The following is a 707-nucleotide window of genomic DNA, read 5'->3' on the forward strand; positions in this document are numbered from 1 at the left end:
CCTAGATGAAATAGGCGAGATGCCTTTACAATTACAAGTGAAATTGCTAAGAGTGCTGCAGGAACAAGAAGTCATTCCGATTGGAAGTACAACTCCAATAAAGATAAATGTACAAATTATCGCAGCGACAAACAAACGCCTTGAAAAAATGGTTGAAGAGGGTACTTTCCGAGAAGATCTCTATTATCGTTTAAATGTAATTCCGCTTTATGTACCTCCATTAAGAGAAAGAACAGAAGACATTGCAGTACTTGCCTTTCATTTTTTACAACAGCTCAATGAAAAGTATGATAAAAACTTTCATTTAACACCTGATGCGATTAATGTATTAGAATTTTATTCTTGGCCGGGTAATGTACGTGAGCTACAAAACATTATTGAAAGACTAGTTGTATCAGCGGAGGATCATTCGATAGATGCTGAGTTTGTTAGTCAATTCCTTTCATTAGGCTATGACTTTCAGAAATCAAAACCTGTCATTACTAGAGTTGTGCCTCTACAAGAAGCGCTTGATCAAGTAGAAGAACAACTTATTTTACTAGCTATGAAGCAGTATAAGACTACTACAAAAGCTGCAAAAGCTTTAGGTATAAGTCAATCTTCTGTAAGCCGTAAATACCAAAAGATATTGGCTGAACAAAAAATAAAAATTTGAAATATATCTCGTGTTTGAAAAGACTGTTATTCGTGAAGTGACCCCAAAAAGT

The 707-nt window shown here is 34.9% G+C and carries 1 protein-coding gene; it reads left to right on the forward strand.

Translation table 11 applies throughout. The features are described from left to right. Nucleotides 1-655: sigma 54-interacting transcriptional regulator (locus tag V7014_RS24995; RefSeq protein WP_335511464.1), on the forward strand; the 655-nt coding region annotated here is incomplete at its 5' end. Nucleotides 656-707 lie beyond the last annotated feature (52 nt).

This window comes from Bacillus sp. JJ722 (assembly GCF_036963345.1).
Classification (GTDB): domain Bacteria; phylum Bacillota; class Bacilli; order Bacillales; family DSM-1321; genus Bacillus_AD.